Consider the following 14,119-nt stretch of genomic DNA (forward strand, 5'->3'; position numbering starts at 1 on the left):
CCCCCCAGGTCCGCCACCGCCTCCAGGTGCCCCGCTGCCAGAGGACCCCGACACTGCAGAGGATGGGCGATCGTTGTCGAAGAACGACTGGCCCCTGTCGTCGCCATGCGTTGCTCCGTTCTGTCCGCCTGAACGCGCAATGGCCGTCGAAGTCAGCGATGTCGACAGCAGCAGCGTCATGACGGGCGGTGTCACGGCCGCGAATCTTCCGCAAGTTTTCAGGAACGCCCGCCGGTCGTCATCTTCATTGCCACCTTGGGTCACGATGCGCCCCTCGATTTAAATCGCTTTCATTCATTCGTATTATATATTAAATAGACTTTCAACCAAAACTTTTGTTTGAAAGGTGGAGATTGCGACTGCGCCACCGGCAAATTGCCAGCATTTCCATGGCCTCGGGTTTGCTACCCCCCGGCGCCGGAGCCCCAATCTGGAGTCTCAAATAACATTAATATGCATATATCTGATTTAACTTGGTTAAGGGCAGCGCACCACGGATGATGGCCATGCCACTGCAATTTCACCGGCCCATCGAAAACATGGAGATCTGGAGCGCGAGCGGCGATGGCTTCTCGTTTGTGATCAGCCTGGAGAGCCCTACCGGTCCAGGCTTTCACGGACGCTCCGGGTACTTGGCGAGTTGGCGACCACTCTACGAGAACAATGGCGCGATCAAGATCAGCGGGTCGCCCTTCCGAACATTGGCTGAGGCCGAAGGAGCCTGCCGCAACATGGCCGAGCATCTGCGCGCCGCAACCGATGCTCACCGCCCAGCATGATGCGATGTCCAGCTAACGCGTACGTTCCGGAAGGACATTGCCGCGCTTGACGTCCTCGTCGTTTCGAACCGCCGAATCCTGCTGTAGTAGGCCGGAAGGGGCGAGTTCACGTGCGGCCGCATGTTGCCCGTTTTGCGAAATTGCAAATGCCGCGAGAACTGTTCGATTGCTGATATCGAGCTTCTGGAAGATGTGGTGAAGGTGGACTTTGATCGTACCATCGGTAATGTTCAGGAAACGCCCAATCTCCTTGTTCGACAGCCCCTCCGATACAAGTCTCATGATCTGCCGCTCCCGGTCGGTCAGCTGCGTCGGAGCCTTTTCCTCACCGGTGTGAGACTCCCCACGGACCTCGCCACCTGTGCACGGCGACCGCGATGCTGGTCCCTGGCGTTCCGCAACCCTCCTCAGGGTCGCGACCAGCATCTCCGGCTCAGCATCTCTCGTGAGGACGAGGCAGGCGCGGCCCGCGGCCAGCGTCTGCAACCGTTGATCGCCGGCCTTTTCAGCGAAGAAAATGACCCGGGTACCTTGGCCAGCGGTGTTTGCGATAGCCAGAATGTCCGGTCGACTGATACTGGGCATTGCAATATCGACCAGTGCAATGTCGGGCACCAGAAGTCGGATGGCCCCAATGCAGCTTGCAGTATCGCCGCAGGCGGCCACGATCGCAAAATCGCGCTGCGCCGCAAGGACGCTGCTGATCCCCTGCAACACGATCGGGTGCCGATCCGCGATGACGACTCTGATGCGGCGCATGCTTCCCCTGCCTATTCCTGATACCCCGCGCGGCAGTTTTTATTCCTGCATTCACCTCAAGACACGCGGGAAGCACAACCAATCCGTCTGCCAAAACGCCGCACTGTCAATTCGTCACGGCGCATCGGCAACGCATGATGGCCACACCACTGTAACTCGCTTTGAGAATGCGTGCAGCACCGTAGGATTCCGGTCCTCCATGGAAAATCCGAAGCAGCGAATTCATCTACAAAACAGCGCCTTCTCAGCTGGCTACGATCTGCAAAACTCTCCCGCAGATCTGGCGGTCCAGTATGTGGCTGCCTTGTCAGGATTGGTTAACCGCGATCAAGCTCATCGCCGACCACTTATTACGAACGATATATAGTCACATTCATGATTCAAATCTAACATTCGACAAACTTGACCGGAGCGAGGCAGCTGAAAAGCCTCGACCCATAACACGAAGAGGAGGCCAAAAAGTAATACTATTCATCCAACATCAATATGAGGAATGGAAGTTTTTCAACCATTAATCAGACGTCTCGAACGACAACGGCTCTGCTTCGGCAGTAGCACCGATGAAAACCTGGTCAGCAAAGTTCGGGCGACATTTTCGCCAACCCGGCAAACTTCAATCTGGGGTCACGGGTCATCGCTGGTAATGAGTAGGTGGTCATATGTATTCTTCGGCTGTTTTGCGGCAAACGCATGAATCTCTGATCGTTCAATTCACCGAATTGCAGAATTTACGTAGTCGCGTGTCGATGGCCGAGCAGCGCCTGCTCGGCCCGATGCGAAGGGTCCGCCGGCGGAGACCGGCCGGGAGGCGACCGGCCGGTCGAAGGCACAGGCCCGGCTGGTAGCGCCAGAAGCACCGCACTGCACACTAGAGTCCTGTGCGCGGGCCGATCAGGCTTGCCCGACGGGGCTTTGACCTGATAAGCCCCCCTCCTATTTCAAATCGGAAGTAGTGGGGACGGCTTCCATGGGGAACGACGAGTGGGCATCCACGGCCACAGCCGAGCTGTGGCGGCTTTACGATGAGGTGACGGCTGTTCTTAGTCGGAGAATGATTGCGGAAAAAGCCAAGCTCGAAGAGCGGCTTCGCAGGATCGAGGGAACTTCCGGGACCCCCAACGAGGAACGCGCGCGCCGCCCCTACCCGCCAGTGCTGCCGAAGTATCAAAATCCGAAAAACCCGTCCGAGACCTGGTCCGGTCGTGGCAAGCAACCCCGCTGGCTGAAGGCGCAGCTCCGAGCCGGCAAGAAGCTGAACGATTTGTTGATCAACCGTTCATCCAGCCACAAGCGCCGCCGCACCGGTTGAGCCCCGCGACGGTCGCGACGCCGTAGACACCGCTATGGCGCGGCTGTCCACAGCAACATCTAGCGATCGCGATCCTCTTTATTGTTCGGACTGCCGTCACCGCCGCCGTTGCCGTAGCCGTTGTTGCCATGCACAATATGACCGCCTGAACTGGCTATCGCGGTTGACGTAAGAGAGGTGGACAGCAACAGCGTCATGGCAGGAGGGGTGACGGCGGCAAATTTTCCGCAGCTCTTCAAGAACTCACGACGATCTTCGCCGTCGGTATCGAGATGGGTCATGGGATTATCCTGCAAGAGCCAGCCCTCAATTAAATTGGTACGTCAAACTAGCGGAAGATCAACTTAAATTTGTTAATGCAGTAATTTATTCCTCAGCTTGCCCGTTGATACTTGCCAATAGATCGGCGGCGACCGGAGTTGCGGCGAAAATGAAAATTTGGGCCGGGCGCGGATTGCATTTATTTCGACGTTGAGGGCTGCTGAAGGCGCGCAGGACAGCCAAACGCCTTGGCACCTGTAGGAATATCCATGTTGACCAGTGAATTTGCACCTATGATCGCGCGGTCGCCGATCGTTACACCCATTTGGATCACGGAATTAGGGCCCACATATACTCCATTGCCAATCCAGGTGGGTGCGTAATCGATCGGGTCCCTGCCGAGCGAAATAGAACGATTTACGGTGTTATGTGTGTAGATCTGGACGCCAGCGGAGATGGAGCACCAGTCCCCTATCTGCAAATCTCCCCCCGAGCCATCGAGGATACATCCTGGTCCAATCCAGGTATCTCGTCCGACCTTGACAGACCCCAGAACGAGCACGTTGTCGTACATCGTGGTGCCCTCGCCGAAGCCATACGCTGCGGCGTTATCGTCGCGCTCGGTGAGAAGGTCTCCGACTGGCACCCTCCGATCGAATTGCTTCCTCTTGCGAACTGCGAGAGCCCGCAACAACTCGCGCGCAAATGCGAGCCATTGATCCACACGGTCATCAGACATTCTGGGATCTCGTAGCATCGGAAGCACCACTTGGTTTGAATTGCCAACTGCCCAACATCGGCAATCCTGACGTACGGCTAATTTGATAAGCGACTTTGGAATGCAATTACAACTTCCTCCCGATGCGCCGCGCCAAATGCAGGTATCGGAGGGCGATACAGCTTCGGCACGACGTTCGTCGTCAGGCCGACATTATTTCAACCATTTCAATGGCCTACACTTCTTCGCTCCCGCCACACTTGCACAACCGCGACGAATGGACAGTGAGATCCGCTGTCCGCAGTTGACGCAGCCTTGGCATTTTACCATTCGCGAACGCCCTTCCGTCCAGACCGGCGAACCTGCCTGTTCAATATCGAAGCCCCAAGGTCGCGGCTCGAAGCGGTCGCCGCCGTGGCTGCGCCAAACCGGCCTCAGCTCTAACATCTCGGCGTTGGCAACGAACAAGACTACGTTGTAATCCTTCAGGTTAATTGGGTTCGTTCTGCGCATTTCGAGCTCCCCTCCTGTTGCCGGAGCGCACAAACACCCGGGGCCGTGTGGCATTGCGCGCACGCGCGCATTGGCGCGAACCGATCGGCATGAAAACCGGTCCGGACGCCGATCACTGGGCCTGTTCCGCGTGACCAACCGCCTTGGCCGACTTGCGCGGTCTTGGCCCGCGTCCAGCGGGGCGGCATTGCACAGCCCCCTACCGGCTTGCGTCGGAGAGACGACGTCGCAGCAACCTGTCGCGCCGTGCCTGCGCACGCCGCAGATACCGCTCGACCATTTTGAGGTCGTGAACAAGACCGACACAGGCGTCTCCTCGCCCTGACGCCACCGGGCCTGAAGCTGGATCAGAGCCGCACGCGGTTGCGCACAGTTGAGCCAGCAGTGCATTGGCCACCGCACGCCCTCGCCTGACCGCAAGTTCGGCCTGCCCAATCGATCGCGCTTGCAGCAAATCGATCCAGCCGAAGGTTGCCTCCATGATCGCGCGGGCGAGTTGCTCGGCGCGAGCGAGCCGATCAGCATCGAGCGCCGCTTGCGCGGCGACGCCATGGCGGCGTGCATTCCGGCTCGCGCGCGCCTTTCCCGACGGGGATCTCGGGCCGGTGCTGAGTTTCGCATGGCGCGATTGGCGGCGCGTTGACGTTCACTGGTCATCACTTGGCGGCTGCTCCAAACTCGAACCTTCGAGGGTTCCTGTGTTACAATTGTCCCGTGCCAGCCGAAGCACTTGATCCTGCGCCTGCATCCGGAGATGTAACGCGATGGCCAACAGCGCCTTGTCGCGGCGCGCGGCCTTCGGTGCTTGCAACGCTCGAGCTGGATCATGGTCGGCAAGGAATTGAGCAGCGCTTCAGATTCAATGTCGAATTCGGTCAGGCCGGCTTGCTGGAGGATGACAGCAACTTCGGCCTTGGCGTCCGGCTCCCCACGTGACCAGCGCTCCACCAGGGTCACGTTATCGGCGTCGCACATCGCGGCTGGTGCTGCACACGCTGCGCATAGAGTGCCTCCCGCTGGCGCGTTGCGAGGAAATGGGACGCCGCTCGGCGTAACCTTGGCATCTGCAGGCTGCCATCGGTGAGATCTTCGGCGTACATGTCTTTGACGCGATCGCGCGGCCTGATGGCGGCCTTGATCTGACGATGGTTCCTGTCGAACTCATCGCGCCGCAGCGGCGCTCCAGAGATTTCAAAGTTTGTTTCGCGAGCCCGTCGTGTCATCGTTGCTTCCCAAGGCACAAATGTTGAGTTACTTTGCACGGGCTCGTGGAGCCTTCGCCCGATGGAAGCGGCTCCGCTCTTCCAGAGTGATGCTCCGTTCGTCGGCCTTCAATTTAATCAATCGATCGAGCGCCCAATCGAACATCGCATCACATTCACGTTCGAGGTCAAGCTCGCGAGCGAGGACAGAGGTGAAAATCCCGAGGGTGATGGCGCGGGAATAATCGGTTCTGGTGAGGACAAACCCCAAGAAGACCACACCAAAAATCGCCATTGTGGACGCGATTGTCCCACCCAATCCCCGCCCCGGTGATGAGGGCCTAATCAAGAGAGTACATGCGGCGCTTAGGACGAAAGACGCCATAAGACAGCCAAATGGAAGCGACTGGGCAGGAGGAAGCCGCCAAAATGCCATCCCGTAGGTCAGTACTGGAAATAGCAAAAGCAGCACGACACACATGGCATACCACACCACCGGATAGTGCCACTGTCCGCGCCGATGAGGTTTTCCTTTGGATCGCGTTTGATTGAGAAAGTCGAAGTGTGGACCCACATCCTTTTCCGACGGTGGAATCAGCCACACCCTTCGCAATCCCTCAGTCTCCACCTCAGTGGATCCCCGGAACTCCATTTAATTCTCCCTAACGCTTTAGCTCGTACAAGCGTGCCGCGCCGCAATCTAAATTCATTGATTTCGAGCTCATGCCCCTAGCCGCCCAACCACGGCCCACAGCCTGTCCCTGCCGGGGCTCTGGACCCGAACCCAGCGATAGGGCGTCCGCCACCACGGCTTGATCTGCGGGGTGAGATTGTCGAGAACCACATCGCCGCTCCTGGTCCGCACGAGAAGCACCAAATGGTGCTCTCCGGAGCCGACCACGACTTCGCTCAATAGCAGGACCCGCGCCGGCCAGCCCCGCTGAAGCAGCTCGTGGCGCTTGCTGACTGCGTAATCATTGCAATCGCCGCCAGCGGGGTTGATGATCCAGGTCTCGCCAGCGAGTCCGAGCTCGTTGCGAACCGGCGCTATCGCCGAATTGACCGTGCGATTGATTTCCCTCAGGTCCGCCCATCGCTTCTCAATCAACCGCACCGGCCCGCCGCGGAAGAAGCGCCGCGGGCGACACTCGGTCTCATAGCGCTGGCAAAACACCGTGTAGCTGAAGGGCGGAAGCGTCGGGCGCCCCAGCTCGATATGTGCAAGAGCCGCCTGCGGAGCCGTCGGCATGGTCAACAACGCCGCTCGCCCGCACGGAGCGCCTCCTATCATGACAGCTATGGCTGCCGCGACGACTGGCCCGGAGGTTCGTTGCATCTGCCGATCCCCCGCGAACGCCAAGCTGAGGCCCGGATTCACTGCCCAGCGCGGCGGCCCCAGCCGCGGGGACGATTATCTCTCATATTATAATATTTAATCCTATTTCGATTTAATTCGACCTGCAAGAATAAATAACAATTAAATCGATGCAAAAGTCGCTTGCAAGGACTCGTCGCGCCAGCGGCCCTGCCGAGGGAGAGACGGGAAGAATGAATGGAGCGGGAGGTTGATCGGCGCGGGTGTCCCGGTGGAGTGGCCCGTCAAGCGCCGCACGGAACGTGCTTCGCGCATCCAGGGTCGGGCAACAATTTAGCGCCCCACCATGATTTGTTGATTTAATCATCCACCGAGGTCGTCAAACGGTGCTTCCTCGAGCAGGACAGTTTCATATGCCAGGTGAGCTACTCGTCATCCCTGGGGGCTGAGGCTTCAATACTTGTCTTCGTCGCGGCGATGACCAGTACGTCAGGCGAATGGACGTCTGTCCACGGACAACAGGCATCCGCTGCGGTCGATCCGTCCAAAGCCGCGCGATCTATTGCAGTTGATCAGGAGGTGGGTCGATCTCACCGCGCTCGCCCCACCAAATCTCTTGCGCCGACCAGACATTACCAGAACGCCGCGGTCGAGCCTTCAAACCAGACCGCAGGCTTGGCTTGTGACGCGCACTCGTCGGCCAGCTACGCCCGCTGCGGATGCTTCCAGCCGCCCAGCCGTGCCTTCCTTCAGAGGCTAATCGCAACGCTGGCGCCCACGGATAGGGCGCCAGCCCGAATTCGCGCAGTCGAGCGGTACTATCTTCCTGCGAAGAGTCAGCGCTCCTTGAATGCGCGCTCCGCCTGATCGTGCAGCGGCTTGAGCAGGTAGGATAGTGCTGTGCGACCTGCCGTCTTGATGAAAACCTCGACCGGCATGCCGGGCAACAGCTTGGCCGACCCGAGTTTCGCCAGCTCTTCCGGCTTCAGCAGGACGCGGCCCGTGTAGTAGCTCGTGCCGGCGCGCTGATCCTGGGTGATGTCGGCCGAGACCATGCTGACCTCCCCGTCGATTTCGGGCGTGGTCTTCTGGTTGAACGCCGCGAAGCGCATTGTCGCGGTCTGCCCCATATAGACCTGGTCGATGTCGCGCGGTGCGATCTTGACCTCAACCGCAAGCGAGTCCGCATCGGGCACGATCAGCATGATCTGCTCGCCGGGAGAGATCACACCTCCAACGGTGTGCACGCTCAGCTCGTGGACGCGGCCGGTTTGCGGCGCCCTGATATCGATCCGATTCAATTGATCGACCGCTGCAGTTTTGCGCTCGCTCAGCTCGGAGAGCTTCGATCGCGTTTCGATCAGATCCTTGCCCACTTCCGTCCGCAGGTCCTGGTCGATCTGAATGATCTGGAGTCCGATTTCGGCGATCTTGCCCTTCGACTGAGCAATCATTCCTGCCAGCTGGCTGCGCTCGCCTTCGAGACGAGCGGAATCACGCTCGAGGGAATTGAGCCGCGTGATCGGCACCAGATTTTTTTGCCAGAGACTGCGCACGCCCTCCAGCTCCTGCCGGATAAATTCGACTTCCTTCTGCTTGGCCTCGGTCTGCCCCGTAAGGCCTTTGATCTCGTTTTCCAGCTGCGCGCTTTTCTCCTGCAGCTGCGCTTTTTGGCCGCTCCGCGCCTGACGACGCAGCTCGAAGAGCTTTCGCTCCGCAGTAATCGCACGGCTCGCCTCGGAGTTACTCTCCTTGGCGCGGTCGAGCAGCACCTTGGGAAAGACAGCCTGCTCGGCGCCATCGCGCTCGGCCTCCAGACGAGCCTGCCGCGCGAACAGCTCATCGAGGCTGTTGGTAACGATGGTGGCATTCGCGAGCGTCTGCGTCTCGTCGAGGCGGATCAAAATATCCCCTGCATTAACCCGCGCGCCCTCCCGCACGCGCAACTCTCCCACGATCCCGCCAGTGGAGTGCTGAACCTTCTTGACGCTCGAATCCACCACGACCACGCCTTGGGCGATCACCGCGCCCGACAGTTGGGTCGTTGTCGCCCAGCCGCCGACCCCAAAGGTTACCAAACCAAACATGATCATACCCACGATCATGTAACGCTGGATGGATTGCATCGCCGGCGTCACCTGGCCATTCATCGGCCACCTCCTTGAGCTTCCGCGACGACCTTGAGCGGTGTGGGATTTCGCAACACTCTCTTGAGGACCTCCTCTCTCTTTCCGAAGGACTGCACCTTGCCTTCCCCGAGGCACAAGACATGGTCCACACCTTCCAACGCCTTCGGACGATGCGCAACAACGGCAACAATTCCGCCTCGACGGCGCACGTTCAAGATCGCTTCGGTCAAGGCGTCCTCGCCCTCGGCATCGAGATTGGAAGAGGGTTCATCAAGTACGACCAGGAACGGCTTGCCGTAAAAGGCGCGCGCGAGCCCGATACGCTGCCGCTGCCCTGCCGACAGCGCTAACCCTCCTTCGCCGATCTTCGTGCCGTAGCCGTCTGGAAGCGAGAGGATGAGATCGTGCGCGCCAGCGGCATGCGAAGCTTCCAGAACTGCGGCGGCCGTTGCCTGCGGATCGAACCGTGCAATGTTCATTGCAATGCTGCCGTCGAACAATTCGACGTCCTGAGGCAGATAACCGATGTGCTTGCCGAGGGCGTCCGAAGACCAGTGATCGAGCGAAGCGTTGTCGAGCCGGATCCTGCCTCGAATGCACGGCCACACTCCCACCAGCGCGCGTGCCAACGTCGATTTGCCGGACCCGCTCGGACCGATGATTCCGACGGCTTGCCCGCTCCGCAGCTGGAACGAAACTTCACTGACGGTGGGCCTCTCCGAGTTCGGGGCACCAATATAGAGGTGCTCGGCAGTGAGAGTTTCAACGGGCGCAGGCAATGCCAACCGCTCCTCCTCGCGAGGCAGAAGCTTCAGCAAGTGATCAAGCCTTTGCCCCGATTGCCGCGCGGCGACGAATCCTTTCCAATTCGCGATGGCCATTTCGACGGGCGCCAGTGCTCGCGCGGTGAGGATCGAACCGGCAATGATGATGCCGGCCGTGGATTCCTGATTGATAACGAGGACGGCGCCCACGGCAAGAACCAGCGATTGCAAGATCGCCCGGAAGAGCTTGGAGGCGCCACCGAGTCCGTTTGCGACATCGCTTGCCTGCTCATGGGCCGCGAGGTACTTCGCGTTGACATCCCGCCAACGTAAGCCCGCCTGTTGCCGCATGCCCATGGCCTGCAGGACCTCGGCATTTCGCCGCCCTTCGAGCGCCAGTGCGGTCCGCGAGACGGCGAGACGCGAGGTTGCCTTTGCCGGCCCTCGCGTACGTGTTTCCGTAAGGATCGTAATGCCGACCAGGACCAGCGCGCCGGCCAGCGCAGTCACGCCAATCCAGAAGTGAAACAGGAAGCAGATGCCGAGATAGATCGGCATCCAGGGGAGATCGAAGAGCGCAGTCGGCCCTCCACTCGACAGGAAGCTGCGGACCTGATCGAGATCCCGCACCGGCTGCAAACCATCGCCATCCGCTCTGGTCTTCAAAGGCAAGCGAACAAGCGAGTCGAATATGCGAATGCTGAGCTTTTCATCGAAATACCGGCCGACCCGGGAGCTGATCCTGCTCCTGACGAGATCGAGCCCGCCCTGGAACAGGTAAAGAACCGTGGCCAGAACCATCAAGGCGATTAGCGTCGGTATGCTGCGTCCGGGCAGCACCCGATCATAGACTTGCAGCATGAAGAACGAGCCGGTGAGCATAAGGAGATTGCTCATGCCGCTGAAGGCGGCGAGAGCCCAGAAAATCCGGCGGCAAGACCGCAGGAATGCCGACATCTCTGACTGCGACTCGTCATAGTGATTCACCGGCCGGGGTCGACCAGCGAATATCCGTTGCCGCAGGGCTTCGATCGGACGCTTTGCCCAGCCAATCAGTTGCGGTGTCCCAAAATCGGCGTCTTCCGCCCACTGCCGTCCAGCCGCCCAGAGCTCTGATATGTGAAGAAGTGGAATCCGTACGAGATTCGCGGGCGGGGGGAATACCCCCCGCCGTCCAAAGTCAATCATGGTAGCCGCCCTTAAACCATGCCTTTGTCGGAAGATCCGCAAGAGATCCCCAAGGCCATTGTTGAGTACTACTCGGTGTGGATGCCCATACCTTACGCGAAGTGGAAGTCCTGGTTGGTCAACGATCCGACCTTCATGTTCTTCAGCGTGAGCGTGTCGCCCCCCGTCGCGATGACGACGTCCTGACCCGATTGGGTCGCATGGGAAAGAACACTCGCAAAGCTGTCGAACACGCTCTTGCTGAACTGGATCGTGTCGTGAGCAGGTCCGCTGGCAGTGAAGTCCTTAATGACATCGTTGCCGAAATTCGCAGCAAACGAGAACGTGTCGGCCTTGGTGGTGCCAACGAAGGCGTCATTTCCTGACGTGCTCGTCTGTACGTTGCTGCTCGTCGAGCTCGAAGTCGCAGCGAGGGAAGTGGTGCTCGTGGACGACGTAGCAACGCTCGATGTACCGACCTGCCCATCGCCGTTGAGATCCTGATGGAAGCTCGTCTCGAGCGATTTAAGGCCGGAGTTCGTACCCGACACGGTGCCGCCCGACGTGGAACCGGTCAGGCTGCTTACGTGCGAAACGTAGTTGCCGTTGCTGTCGGTGTTCCACGCCGTATAAAGGCCGGTGCTCGCTTCCTTCCAGACGACCTGATAGCCCGTGGTGGTCTTTTCCGCGGCAATGGGAGCCCAGGTGTGATCTGACCCATCTATGAAATCCACGCCGCCTTGCTTCAGCGTGGGGCCCGTCCCGGTGCTGCCGTTGAGGTAGAACTTGTCGCCACCCTCGACGAGACGTGTCGCTCCAGCCGACTCGATCACCGTGCCAGCAGTGGGCGATGTCGGAGACGTCGGTGTGGACGTGCTGGAACCGATCTGTCCGTCACCGTTCAGATCCTGGTGGAAGGTCGTTTCGAGCGACTTGAGGGCAGAGCTCGTACCAGACACGGTGCCGCCCGACGTGGAGTCGGTCAGGGCGCCGACATGGGAAACGTAGTTGCCGTTATTGTCGGTATTCCAGGCCGTGTACTGACCGGTGCTCGCCTCCTTCCAGACGATCTGGTAGCCCGTCGCCGTCTGCTCCGCACCGATCGGCGCCCAGGTGTGGTCTGAGCCATCTATAAAGTCTACACCGTGATTCTTCAGTGTGGGGCCTGTCCCGGTGCTGGTGTTGAGGTAGAATTTGTCACCACTCTCAACGAGGCGTGTCGCACCGGCCGACTCGATCACCGTGCCAGCAGTAGGCGACGTCGGGCTGGTGGGAGACGTCGGAGCGGTGGGGGACGTCGAGGTGATGCTGGCCGTGACCACGGAGGACGCCGCGCTGGTGTTGCCTGCCACGTCCGTGGCCTTCGCCGTCAGGCTGTGCGCACCGACCGCAAGGGCAGCGGACGTATAGGCCCACACACCGCTGCTGTTTGCCGTCGCGGTCCCGATCTGGGTCGTGCCGTCGAACACCTTTACGGCGCTGCCCGTTTCGGCATTGCCCGACATCACCACCTGATTGGCGCTGTTCACCTTGTTGCCGGCAATGGTCGGCGCAGTCGGCGCCTTGGTATCGACGGTGACCACCACCGCAGCCGACGTCGCGCCGGTCTGACCCGATGAATTGGTCGCCGTTGCGGTGAGCGTATGCTTGGCGTCCGTCAGGACTTTTGTGATGTAGTCCCAATTCCCGCTCGAATCCGCAGTGGTCGAACCGATTTGGGTCGTACCGTCATAGACTTTGACCGCGCTGCCGGCAGCCGCCTTACCCTTCAGCTCGAGAGTGTTGTCGTTCGTGATGCGATCGCCAGCGGTGCCGCTATCGTTCGAGATGGAGTCGATAGTGGGCGCAGTCGGCCCGGTCGGCGATGTCGGTGATGTCGGTGATGTCGGTGATGTCGGTGATGTCGGTGATGTCGGCGCATTTGCGTCCTGAAGGACGGCACCAGTCTTCATGTTGACGTTGTGGATATAGATCGACTTCGAACTGGAGTCGTTGGGACCGCCCCGGACGCCGCCGAATGCCAGTCCCGAAGACGAGCTGGACGGATCGAAGTAGTTGTCGTGGACGGTGAACGTATTCTGGATATCTGCCACCGTGACGCCAGTGAAGGCGTTGACGCTGCCAGTGAATACATTGTTGCCGATTTCGCCGGAAACAATCTCGCCCGGGCTGCTGCCGATGTCAGGCTCCACCATGAAGCCCTGGCTCGCCCCGCCGTTCTGGGTCGTGGTGTTGTACATGATGGTGGCGGCAAACGGCCCATCCATGAACTCGGTGTAGTCGCCGTGCGCACCGGATGCCATTCCGGCGTTCTGAATCAGATTGTACTCAACGATAAGGCCGGCCGACTTGCCGCCATTGTGCATTTGAATCATGTCGCCGCCGGCATTCTTGAGCCAAGAATACTCCACGGTCAGGGTACCTGAACCACGATTTTCAATGAGCCCGCTGACGCTGCCGTTGTTGTTGCCGTCAAGCGTGGAGTACATGACCGTCAAATTCGACGACGAATCCGTCGCCAAGATGGGCTTGAGGCCATTGGCCCCGACCTGGAAGTTGGAATTCAGAATCTTTGTATTTGCGCTCTGGACGACAACGCCCCAGCCACCGTTGAGCGAGAAATCATAGCCGTCGAGCGTAACCTCGCTGCCCGTCACCGTGATGGTGTGGTTCGCCGTATTCACCGATACCCCGGCCATCGAGATTGTCGCCGGATTTTTCAGCGCTAATCCCTGAGGTGTCCCGGCGTAGTAATCCACGCCCGCGACATTCCATCCGGGCCGGTTCGCACCGTAGGAATCGAGCAAGTTCGGAAGCTGCGGCGTTCCAGTTGGAGCATTTGCGAAGCCGTCGTTAATTGCCATCTACCCTGTTCTCCTGATTTAATATCCGATAGGGATGCGCTCAACCATGAAGGTCCCCCAAGCGACATGCCATCTTTAAAAGCCGAGCATCTCGGCCGCGGCGACTTTTGGTCGAGTACGGCGGACTTTTTTTGGACTACATCTAGGCCGTGCTGGGGTGATGTTTGGCTCAGACCGCCATACTCACGCGTTTATTGAATTAAACCCGGTACCGCGACGCAATCCACAGACAAGAACAGCATCATTACCGAGCGCAGAAAACGAAGCGGCCAAATTTGCCAGAGATAGATTGACACTAAGAGGTCCTAGAGAATTTGCATTGCCAATTAATAATCCGGC

At 59.3% G+C, this 14,119-nt stretch carries 13 protein-coding genes; 3 read left to right on the plus strand and 10 right to left on the minus strand.

Translation table 11 applies throughout. The features are described 5' to 3' along the window. On the minus strand, nucleotides 1-279 hold a 279-nt coding region (locus AC0L3P_RS25540; protein WP_275173840.1), incomplete at its 3' end, for a hypothetical protein. A 227-nt stretch (nucleotides 280-506) separates the two neighbouring features. On the opposite strand from AC0L3P_RS25540, the gene AC0L3P_RS25545 reads away from it, so the two are divergent. After that, nucleotides 507-779 carry a hypothetical protein gene (locus AC0L3P_RS25545; protein WP_166517484.1) on the plus strand — a complete coding sequence of 91 codons (273 nt, stop codon included), beginning with the start codon at nucleotides 507-509 and terminating at the stop codon, nucleotides 777-779. Between the two features lie 12 nt (nucleotides 780-791). On the opposite strand, the gene AC0L3P_RS25550 is transcribed toward AC0L3P_RS25545, so the two are convergent. After that, entirely contained in the window at nucleotides 792-1,538 is a 747-nt protein-coding gene (locus tag AC0L3P_RS25550; RefSeq protein WP_354255580.1) for a response regulator transcription factor, read from the minus strand. Here AC0L3P_RS25550 and AC0L3P_RS25555 point away from each other — a divergent pair. Beyond that, complete coding sequence (locus tag AC0L3P_RS25555; RefSeq protein WP_275173834.1) at nucleotides 1,528-1,905, plus strand: hypothetical protein; 378 nt, start codon at nucleotides 1,528-1,530, stop codon at nucleotides 1,903-1,905. The two genes, AC0L3P_RS25550 and AC0L3P_RS25555, sit on opposite strands and share 11 nt — an antisense overlap. 600 nt (nucleotides 1,906-2,505) lie before the next feature. Beyond that, a complete protein-coding gene (locus AC0L3P_RS25560) occupies nucleotides 2,506-2,847 on the plus strand; it encodes an H-NS histone family protein (RefSeq protein ID WP_473306100.1) in 342 nt (113 codons plus the stop codon). Nucleotides 2,848-2,906: 59 nt separating this feature from the next. On the opposite strand, the gene AC0L3P_RS25565 is transcribed toward AC0L3P_RS25560, so the two are convergent. The 8 genes from AC0L3P_RS25565 to AC0L3P_RS25600 all read right to left on the minus strand — a co-directional run bounded on the left by AC0L3P_RS25565 (nucleotide 2,907) and on the right by AC0L3P_RS25600 (nucleotide 13,780). Continuing rightward, nucleotides 2,907-3,128 carry a hypothetical protein gene (locus tag AC0L3P_RS25565; protein WP_085358728.1) on the minus strand — a complete coding sequence of 74 codons (222 nt, stop codon included), beginning with the start codon at nucleotides 3,126-3,128 and terminating at the stop codon, nucleotides 2,907-2,909. Nucleotides 3,129-3,307: 179 nt separating this feature from the next. Continuing rightward, entirely contained in the window at nucleotides 3,308-3,847 is a 540-nt protein-coding gene (locus AC0L3P_RS25570) for an acyltransferase (RefSeq protein WP_473306103.1), read from the minus strand. 1,445 nt (nucleotides 3,848-5,292) lie between these two features. Beyond that, nucleotides 5,293-5,562: a hypothetical protein gene (locus AC0L3P_RS25575; RefSeq protein WP_473306105.1), complete on the minus strand. Its 270-nt coding sequence runs from the start codon at nucleotides 5,560-5,562 to the stop codon at nucleotides 5,293-5,295. Nucleotides 5,563-5,590: 28 nt separating this feature from the next. Next, on the minus strand, nucleotides 5,591-5,836 hold the full coding sequence (locus AC0L3P_RS25580; protein ID WP_473306108.1) for a hypothetical protein: 246 nt from the start codon (nucleotides 5,834-5,836) through the stop codon (nucleotides 5,591-5,593). A 426-nt stretch (nucleotides 5,837-6,262) separates the two neighbouring features. Further along, nucleotides 6,263-6,877 carry a transglutaminase-like cysteine peptidase gene (locus tag AC0L3P_RS25585; RefSeq protein WP_377791139.1) on the minus strand — a complete coding sequence of 205 codons (615 nt, stop codon included), beginning with the start codon at nucleotides 6,875-6,877 and terminating at the stop codon, nucleotides 6,263-6,265. Between the two features lie 815 nt (nucleotides 6,878-7,692). After that, nucleotides 7,693-9,006, minus strand: a complete 1,314-nt coding sequence (locus AC0L3P_RS25590; RefSeq protein WP_354060854.1) for an HlyD family type I secretion periplasmic adaptor subunit — start codon at nucleotides 9,004-9,006, stop codon at nucleotides 7,693-7,695. After that, complete coding sequence (locus tag AC0L3P_RS25595) at nucleotides 9,003-10,706, minus strand: type I secretion system permease/ATPase (protein WP_354128796.1); 1,704 nt, start codon at nucleotides 10,704-10,706, stop codon at nucleotides 9,003-9,005. Before AC0L3P_RS25595 ends, AC0L3P_RS25590 begins: the two co-directional genes overlap by 4 nt. A 323-nt stretch (nucleotides 10,707-11,029) precedes the next feature. Next, nucleotides 11,030-13,780 (minus strand): Ig-like domain-containing protein, encoded by a 2,751-nt coding sequence (locus AC0L3P_RS25600; RefSeq protein ID WP_473306111.1) that lies wholly within the window; start codon nucleotides 13,778-13,780, stop codon nucleotides 11,030-11,032. Nucleotides 13,781-14,119: the final 339 nt, after the last annotated feature.

The sequence above is a fragment of the Bradyrhizobium sp. WSM4874 genome, assembly GCF_055811835.1.

What these genes read in the sequence shown, in the direction of transcription:
- AC0L3P_RS25545 (WP_166517484.1), top strand. Translation starts at nt 507, where the DNA reads ATGCCACTGCAATTTCACCGGCCCATCGAAAACATGGAGATCTGGAGC.
- AC0L3P_RS25590 (WP_354060854.1), bottom strand. Translation starts at nt 9,006, where the DNA reads ATGAATGGCCAGGTGACGCCGGCGATGCAATCCATCCAGCGTTACATG.
- AC0L3P_RS25560 (WP_473306100.1), top strand. Translation starts at nt 2,506, where the DNA reads ATGGGGAACGACGAGTGGGCATCCACGGCCACAGCCGAGCTGTGGCGG.
- AC0L3P_RS25555 (WP_275173834.1), top strand. Translation starts at nt 1,528, where the DNA reads ATGCGGCGCATGCTTCCCCTGCCTATTCCTGATACCCCGCGCGGCAGT.
- AC0L3P_RS25580 (WP_473306108.1), bottom strand. Translation starts at nt 5,836, where the DNA reads ATGGCGATTTTTGGTGTGGTCTTCTTGGGGTTTGTCCTCACCAGAACC.
- AC0L3P_RS25565 (WP_085358728.1), bottom strand. Translation starts at nt 3,128, where the DNA reads ATGACCCATCTCGATACCGACGGCGAAGATCGTCGTGAGTTCTTGAAG.
- AC0L3P_RS25585 (WP_377791139.1), bottom strand. Translation starts at nt 6,877, where the DNA reads ATGCAACGAACCTCCGGGCCAGTCGTCGCGGCAGCCATAGCTGTCATG.
- AC0L3P_RS25595 (WP_354128796.1), bottom strand. Translation starts at nt 10,706, where the DNA reads ATGTCGGCATTCCTGCGGTCTTGCCGCCGGATTTTCTGGGCTCTCGCC.
- AC0L3P_RS25570 (WP_473306103.1), bottom strand. Translation starts at nt 3,847, where the DNA reads ATGTCTGATGACCGTGTGGATCAATGGCTCGCATTTGCGCGCGAGTTG.
- AC0L3P_RS25600 (WP_473306111.1), bottom strand. Translation starts at nt 13,780, where the DNA reads ATGGCAATTAACGACGGCTTCGCAAATGCTCCAACTGGAACGCCGCAG.
- AC0L3P_RS25575 (WP_473306105.1), bottom strand. Translation starts at nt 5,562, where the DNA reads ATGACACGACGGGCTCGCGAAACAAACTTTGAAATCTCTGGAGCGCCG.
- AC0L3P_RS25550 (WP_354255580.1), bottom strand. Translation starts at nt 1,538, where the DNA reads ATGCGCCGCATCAGAGTCGTCATCGCGGATCGGCACCCGATCGTGTTG.